The sequence below is a fragment of the Fulvimarina thalattae genome (genome assembly GCF_040239565.1).
Taxonomy (GTDB): domain Bacteria; phylum Pseudomonadota; class Alphaproteobacteria; order Rhizobiales; family Rhizobiaceae; genus Fulvimarina.
The window spans coordinates 117344-123554 of sequence record NZ_JBEHWS010000013.1 but is presented as its reverse complement, the minus strand read 5'-3'; the positions used below and the strand labels follow the sequence as shown (position 1 = coordinate 123554).

At 63.2% G+C, this 6211-nt stretch carries 3 protein-coding genes and 1 rRNA gene; all 4 read left to right on the top strand.

The window, feature by feature from the left end; translation table 11 throughout:
- Positions 1 to 78: ribosomal RNA gene (gene rrf, locus ABRA89_RS20440) — 5S ribosomal RNA — on the top strand; the annotation flags it as partial.
- Between the two features lie 293 nt (positions 79 to 371).
- Complete coding sequence (cobW, locus tag ABRA89_RS15845) at positions 372 to 1460, top strand: cobalamin biosynthesis protein CobW (RefSeq protein ID WP_349942466.1); 1089 nt, start codon at positions 372 to 374, stop codon at positions 1458 to 1460.
- 12 nt (positions 1461 to 1472) lie between these two features.
- Positions 1473 to 5228: a cobaltochelatase subunit CobN gene (gene cobN / locus ABRA89_RS15840; protein ID WP_349942465.1), complete on the top strand. Its 3756-nt coding sequence runs from the start codon at positions 1473 to 1475 to the stop codon at positions 5226 to 5228.
- Positions 5221 to 6072 carry an MBL fold metallo-hydrolase gene (locus ABRA89_RS15835; RefSeq protein ID WP_349942464.1) on the top strand — a complete coding sequence of 284 codons (852 nt, stop codon included), beginning with the start codon at positions 5221 to 5223 and terminating at the stop codon, positions 6070 to 6072. Before cobN ends, ABRA89_RS15835 begins: the two co-directional genes overlap by 8 nt.
- Positions 6073 to 6211 lie beyond the last annotated feature (139 nt).

The window sequence follows — 6211 nt, the reverse complement described above, 5'->3', positions numbered from 1 at the left end:
TTCCGAACTCGGCCGTGAAACGCGCCAGCGCCTATGATACTTCGTCTCAAGACGCGGGAAAGTCGGTCGCCGCCAGGTCCGCCAAACGCAGAACAAAAAACCTTCTTCACAACAACAACAACAACAAAACTCAGAACAAACGAAAGCCCCGCCGCAAAAACGGACGGGGCTTCTATGCGTTCGGGGGTAGAGGAAATGCCAGCCCCGGCGGCTGACCACGGTGCAGCGGCTATCTTGAACCGGACGCCCGGAGGCCTCCTCGCTTCCAATACGGACCCCCTCGACCTCGCCCGGTATATGCGCGACATAGGCGCAAACGCGCTTTGCCCTATGGTGCAAAGCCGAAACCATGTTCAAGAGGTACGCGATCCATGTCGAAAATACCCGCCACCGTCATCACCGGATTCCTGGGCGCGGGCAAGACGACGCTTATCCGCAACATGCTGGCAGATGCCGGCGGTCGTAAGATCGCGTTGATCATCAACGAATTCGGCGATCTTGGCGTCGATGGCAACATTCTCACCGGCTGCGGGATCGAGACCTGCACTGAGGACGACGTCGTCGAGCTGACCAATGGCTGCATCTGCTGCACGGTGGCCGACGACTTCATCCCGACCATGACCAAGCTTCTCGCTCGGGAAGAGAAGCCCGATCATATCGTGATCGAGACGAGTGGACTTGCACTGCCGCAGCCGCTCGTCGCCGCGTTCAACTGGCCTGAGGTGAAGACGAACGTGACCGTCGACGGCGTCGTGACCGTGGTCGATGCGGCGGCCGTCGCAGATGGGCGTTTGTCGGACGACGAAGAGAAGGTGGCCGCCCAGCGCGCGGCCGACGAGAGCCTCGACCACGACAATCCGCTGGAAGAGCTGTTCGAGGACCAGCTGCGCGCGGCCGACCTCGTGGTTCTCAACAAAGCGGATCTGATCGACCTCGGCGCGCTGGAAAAGGTGCGCTCGGAGATTGCAGCCAAGACCGGGCGCACCGTGCGCACGGTTGTAAGCGAAAACGGTAAGCTGCCGACGGACGTGCTTCTGGGCATCGAGGCGGGGACGGAAAACCTGATCATCGACCGCAAGTCCCATCACGAGATGGAGCATGAAATCGGCGAGCCTCACGAGCATGACCACGATGAGTTCGAGAGCTTCGTCGTCGATGCGGGGTCGCTTGCCGATAGGGATGCTTTCGAAGCTGCGCTTCCGGCGCTCATCGCGCGGCATGACATCCTGCGCCTGAAGGGGTTTGCAGACGTTCCGGGCAAGAGGATGCGGCTCGTCGTCCAGGCGGTGGGCAAGCGGCTCGAGACTTATTTCGACCGGCCGTGGAAGTCTGACGAGATGCGTGAGACGAAGCTTGTCGTCATCGGGCTGCATCACGATCTCGATGCGGCAGCACGCGATGAGATCACGAACGAGCTGAATGCGATCGTCTCGGGAGAGGCGCGCCAAGCCGCGGAATAAGCGGTTCGACACATGCATCTTCTTCTCGCCCAGAAAGGAACGATCGACGACGGTGGTGAGGCGGTCGATCTCGGCCAGTCGCCGGCCGATGTGGTCTTCCTGACGGCGGCCGATACCGAAATCGCGAGCCTCGCGGGTGCCGCTCGGCGGCTTGGTGACGAGGCGCCCACGTTGCGTCTGGCCAATTTTCTGCGGCTCAAGCATCCGATGTCCGTCGATGCTTATATCGAGCGCACGGCGGGTCATGCGAAGCTCATCGTCTTGCGGCTGCTCGGCGGGCGCGCCTATTGGCCCTATGGGCTCGATGCGCTCCATGCGGCGGCGAAAAAATCCGGCGCGAAGCTCTGCGTGCTGCCGGGTGACGACAAGCCGGATGCCGGACTCGATGAATACGACATGCTGGAGCCGTCGGAGCGCGCGCAACTTTGGCGCTATCTCATCGAGGGCGGCGCTGAAAACGCCGACAGTTTCCTGCGCGGCTGCAGGGCAGTGCTCGACGGATCGGAGATGCCCGAGGATGCACGACCGCTCCTGAAGGCGGGTCGGCTGGGATTGGCTCGAGGCGGCCATCGACAAGATAAACCCCGCGCTGCCATCATCTTCTACCGGGCTCTCGTCCAGAGCGGGCAGACACAGGCCATCGAAGCCTTGGCGCGGGCTTTGGCGGAAGCCGGGGTTGATACCGAGGCGATTTTCGTCTCCAGCCTCAAGGACGCGGTTTCTATCGAGACCGTACGCGGGCTGTTCGCAGAGAACCCGCCGGATGTCGTCGTGAATCTCACCGGTTTCGCGGTGTCCTCGCCGGGCGCGGAGCGCGAACCGACCGTGCTGGAAGAAAGCGGCGCCTTCGTCATGCAGGCGGTGCTCGCAAGTGGCGATGCGAAGGCCTGGGAGGCGTCAAGCCAGGGCCTTTCGGCGCGTGATCTTGCGATGAGCGTTGCGTTGCCGGAGGTTGATGGCCGGGTTCTCTCACGCGCGATTGCCTTCAAGACCGCTGGCGAATGGGACGATCTCACCGAGACCGATATCGTCGCGCATAGGCCGGTCGCCGACCGGGTCGAGTTCGTCGCGGCCCTTGCTGCACGCTGGGCGCGATTGCGTGGGAAGGCTAATGCCGAGAAGCAGATCGCTCTGGTCCTAGCCAATTATCCGAACCGCGACGGGCGGCTTGGCAACGGCGTGGGGCTCGATACGCCGGCTGGTACGATCGAGGTGCTGCGGGCGATGGGAGCGGCGGGCTATGCGGTCGGCGATATCCCTGCCGATGGCAATGCGCTGATCGATCATTTGATGGCTGGTCCGACGAACGCCGGTACAGACGCGCGCGAAATTCGAGAGACGCTCTCGCTTGCGGATTATCGTGCCTTTTTCGAAACGCTTTCCGAAGCGGTCCGCGTCCGAGTGACGGAGCGCTGGGGTGAGGCGGAGGCCGATCCGTTCGTCGTCCGGCATGAGGAAACGGACGCGTTCGTCCTGCCGATCACCCGCATCGGCAACACGCTCCTCGGCATCCAGCCGGCCCGCGGCTACAATATCGATCCGAAGGAGACCTACCACTCGCCGGATCTCGTGTCGCCGCACAGCTACATCGCTTTCTATGCCTATCTGAGGACGAAGGCCGATGCGGATGCGGTCGTGCATATGGGCAAACACGGCAATCTCGAATGGCTGCCGGGCAAGGCGCTGGCGTTGTCCACGGATTGCTTTCCGGAGGCCGTATTCGGGCCAATCCCGCATCTCTATCCTTTCATCGTCAACGATCCGGGCGAAGGGACGCAGGCCAAGCGCCGAGCGAGCGCGGTGATCGTCGATCATCTGACACCGCCGCTTACCCGCGCCGAGACCTACGGAGACCTCAAGGACCTCGAAGCGCTCGTCGACGAATACTACGAAGCTTCGGGCACCGATCCCCGCCGGCTGGCGCTGCTGAAGCCGCGCATTCTCGATCTCGTGCGCGATATCGGCCTCGATCAGGATGCCGGGATTGGCGGGGACGAAGGCGACGAGACCGCGCTGGAAAAGCTCGACGCCTATCTCTGCGATCTGAAGGAGATGCAGATTCGCGACGGGCTCCACATCTTCGGCAAGGCGCCGGAGGGCCGGCTTCTCACCGATCTCACGGTAGCGCTTGCGCGGCTGCCCCGCGGCCACGAACTGGCGGAGGGCTCGCTTCACCGGGCGATTGCGGCGGACTTGCTGGGTGAGACCGATTTCGATCCACTGGATTGCGATATGGCGCGGCCATGGGAAGGGCCGTATCCACAGCAACTCCAAAGGATATCCACCGATCCGTGGCGGACGAACGGCGACACGATCGAGCGGATCGAACTCTTTGCAGCGCAGCTGGTCGCGGGCGAGGTGCGCCCGGAAGGAATGCCGCAGACGGCGGCAATCCTGGCTGATATCCACAGCCGGCTGATGCCTTCCGTCGAGGCCTGTGGACGCGCGGAGATCGACGGACTGTTGACCGGGCTTTCAGGCCGGTTCGTCCAGCCGGGTCCGTCCGGAGCGCCGACGCGGGGGCGGCCGGATGTGCTACCCACGGGCCGGAACTTCTTTTCGGTCGATACCCGCGCAGTGCCCACGGAGGCAGCGTTCGAGCTCGGGCGAAAATCAGCGGAACTGCTCGTCACGCGGCACATGCAGGACCATGGCGACTATCCGCAGAGCATCGGGCTCACCGCCTGGGGCACGTCGAACATGCGCACAGGCGGCGACGACATCGCGCAGGCGCTCGCGCTGATCGGCGTGACGCCTGAATGGGATCGCGCCTCGCGTCGGGTGACCGGCTTTCGCGTGCTGACGCTCGCCGAGCTCGGTCGTCCTCGCGTCGATGTCACCCTGCGGATTTCCGGTTTTTTCCGCGATGCCTTTCCTGACCAGATCGCGCTCTTCGACCGAGCGGTGCGGGCCGTCGCAGCGCTGAACGAAGACGAAGAGGACAACCCGATCGCGGCGCGGATTGCGGCCGAAAAGAAAGAGCTGATCGCCTCCGGGACGAGTGAAGACGAGGCCGCGAAGCGTGCAGGCTTCCGAGTCTATGGCTCCAAGCCTGGCGCTTACGGGGCAGGGCTTCAGGCGCTGATCGACGAAAAAGGCTGGGACACGGCCGCCGACCTCGCCGAGAGCTATCTTGAATGGGGCGGTTACGCCTATGGCCGCGATGCGGAAGGCGCGCCGGAGCGCGAAGGCTTCGAAAGGCGCCTCGCTGGCATCGATGCTGTGGTCCAGAATCAGGACAATCGCGAGCACGATCTCCTCGATTCCGACGACTATTACCAGTTCGAGGGCGGGATGACAGCCGCCGCGGAGCATCTCTCCGGCGCGCGGCCCGCCATCTATCACAACGATCATTCGCGGCCCGAGCGCCCGATTATCCGGGCGCTGGACGAGGAGATCGGTCGGGTGGTGCGCGCCCGCGTCGTCAATCCGAAATGGATCGCCGGCGTCATGCGGCATGGCTACAAGGGCGCTTTCGAGATCACGGCGACGGTCGACTACATGTTCGCCTTCGCGGCTACGACCGGGGCGGTGAAAGACCATCATTTCGATGCCGTCTACCGGGCCTTCGTCCTCGATCCCGAGGTGCGGGCCTTCATGGAAGAGAACAATCGTAACGCCTTTGCGGAGATGGCAGACCGGCTGGCTGAGGCGATCGAGCGTGGATTGTGGACGCCGAAGAGCAATTCCGCACGAGCAGAGCTCGGGGAGATCACTCGCGAACGAAGAACCGCCGTAGCTTCCGACAGCGAGACGGCCGGTGCCTGAGGAAAAGCCCCTCTCGCTGCCGGAAGGCATCGTCCGCGTGACCGCCGACAATCCGGGCCCGATGACCTTCAAGGGTACCAACAGCTATGTCGTCGGAAACGCCGATGTGTGTGTCCTCATTGATCCTGGGCCGGAAGATGAGGCCCATCTTGGCGCCCTGTCTGAGGCAGTCGGTTCTCGCTGCGTCGAAGCGGTGATGCTTACCCACAGGCACGGCGATCACAGCGGCCTCGTTACGAGCGCCCGCAAGCGTTTCGACGCACCGCTTCTTGCAGCGTCGTCGCCCGATATCGCCTATCAGGCCTCGGTCGATTTCTCCGCGCTCCATCCCGACCGCCCGCTTGCGGATGGCGAAGCACTCGATCTCGCCGGCCATCGGATAGAGGTCGTCGGGACTCCTGGACACACGTCGGATCACCTGGCCTTCGCTCTGCCATCGCTTGGCATTCTTTTGACCGGCGACCATGTGATGGGCTGGTCGACGACCGTCGTCATCCCGCCGGATGGCTCCATGCGCCAGTATCGCGATTCGCTGCGAAAGCTGATGGATCGCGATGATGCAATCTATCTGCCGGGGCACGGCGATCCGATCGAGCGACCAAGCCGGCTCGTGCGGAATTTTCTCAATCACCGCCGTCAGCGCGAGGAGATGATTCTTGCCAGTCTGAGAGAGGCTCCGGCGACAATTTCGGACCTTGTCGCGCGCCATTATCCGGGTGCTGAGGGCGGGCTGGCGGTCGCGGCGGGCTATTCGGTGAAGGCCCATCTGGTCGAGCTTTTCGAGAGCGGGGTTGTGGCTGGCCCGGACCCGCATAGCAGCGATGGGCCGTTCCTGATCGACTAACGGCCTCTGCTCGTGGCGTCGTCGTTTTTTGAGCCGTCCACCGATAAGTATCGGCACGGTTTATGCCTTCCTTAAAAACTCTGCGGCATTCTCCCCTTCGAACTTCTCCTCGAAGTGAGGCGGAAGGGCCTGTTGCGCC

Coding starts and splice junctions, on each gene's coding strand:
- cobW (WP_349942466.1), top strand. CDS start 372: ATGTCGAAAATACCCGCCACCGTCATCACCGGATTCCTGGGCGCGGGC.
- cobN (WP_349942465.1), top strand. CDS start 1,473: ATGCATCTTCTTCTCGCCCAGAAAGGAACGATCGACGACGGTGGTGAG.